This window comes from Cupriavidus sp. 01L46 (genome assembly GCF_056399905.1).
Genome location: NZ_JBFTSF010000582.1, coordinates 1 through 1,504 on the forward strand (window position 1 = coordinate 1; position 1,504 = coordinate 1,504).

General features: G+C 68.3%; 2 protein-coding genes and 1 pseudogene. All 3 read left to right on the forward strand.

Annotation, left to right across the window (positions count from 1 at the left end):
* Positions 1–267 (forward strand): annotated as a pseudogene (locus tag AC1DS3_RS38560) (GTP 3',8-cyclase MoaA); the annotation flags it as partial.
* Positions 268–313: 46 nt separating this feature from the next.
* Positions 314–913 (forward strand): molybdenum cofactor guanylyltransferase MobA, encoded by a 600-nt coding sequence (mobA, locus tag AC1DS3_RS38565; RefSeq protein WP_477109740.1) that lies wholly within the window; start codon positions 314–316, stop codon positions 911–913.
* A gap of 35 nt (positions 914–948) precedes the next feature.
* The coding region (locus AC1DS3_RS38570; RefSeq protein WP_477129355.1) for a MoeA family protein at positions 949–1,504 on the forward strand (556 nt) is incomplete at its 3' end.

Genomic DNA, 1,504 nt, shown 5'->3' on the forward strand with positions numbered 1-1,504 from the left:
ATCTCCAGCGTCACCCACGCCTTCTGCGGCGACTGCAGCCGCATCCGCCTGTCGACCGAAGGCCGGCTCTACCTGTGCCTGTTCGCCACCGAAGGCTACGACCTGCGCGCGCTGCTGCGCGGCGAGCATAGCGACCTGGAAATCTCCAACGCCATTGCCGCGGTCTGGCAAGGGCGCACCGATCACTACTCGGAACAACGCAGCGACCCCGCGGTGCGGCAGGCGCGTGCCGAGAACAAGATCGAGATGTCCTATATTGGCGGCTGACGACAGCCGCCCCGCCCAACCGATCACCCAATCCTCCCATCCCCCGATGATTTCTCGCGAAGACATTACCGGCCTGATCCTCGCCGGCGGCAGGGGCAGCCGCATGGGCGGCACCGACAAGGGCCTGCAGCCGTTTCGCGGCTCGCCCATGGCGATGCATACGCTGATGCGCCTGTCCGCGCAGACCGGTGGCGTGCTGATCAACGCCAACCGCAACCTGGCCGCGTATGAGTCMTTCGGTGTGCCGGTGGTCACCGATTCGGTGCCGGACTTCGCCGGGCCCCTGGCTGGCATGCTGGCCGGGCTTGAGCAATGCCAGACGGGCTGGATGCTGAGTGCCCCCTGCGACTCGCCTTTCCTGCCATCCGACCTGGCAGTGCGCCTGGCGAGCGCGATCGACGCGCAAGGCGCCGAGATGGCCATCCCGGTCACCATCGACGCGGATGGCCGCCGGCAGGTCCAGCCGGTGTTTTGCCTGATGCCGGTCACGGCGCTCGACGGCCTGGTGGCTTTCCTCAACGGCGGCGGCCGCAAGATCGAAACCTGGGCCGCCTCACACCGCTTGGCCGAAGTGCTGTTCGAAGACGCCGGCGCCTTCGCCAATATCAATACCCTGGATGAGTTGCGCACGCTCGAAGCGCGCTGACAACCCAAGCCAGGCCGCTGCCCCGGGAACGGTCCATGCCATCACTACAATCCGTCATTTCCTGCCTGTCCGACTACGATCCCGGTGCGTTGCCGGTGGCGCAGGCCAACCAGATCATCGGCGAGGTGGTCGAGCCCGTGAGGGGCACCGAGCAGGTCGCCCTGCGCACAGCGCTCGACCGCGTGCTGGCCGAAGACGTCATCTCCAGGCTGGACGTGCCCGCGCACGACAACTCCGCCATGGACGGCTATGCGTTCGCCAGCAGCGAGTTGGCCGCGGGCGGCRRCGTGACCCTGACGGTGGTCGGCAGCGCCTTYGCCGGYGCTGCCTGCGAGCAAGCGGTCGCGCGCGGCCAGGCTGCGCGCATCATGACGGGCGCCATCATGCCGGCCGGCTGCGACACSGTGATTCCCCAGGAATTCGTCGACGTCGAAGGCGAGCKGATTCGCTTTGACGCCAAGGCGGTACGGGCCGGCGACAACCGCCGCCTGCGCGGCGAAGACCTCGCCATCGGCCAGCCGGCACTGGCCGMCGGACGCATCCTGCAGCCGGCCGACCTTGGCCTGCTGGCGTCGCTGGGCGTGGCCGAAG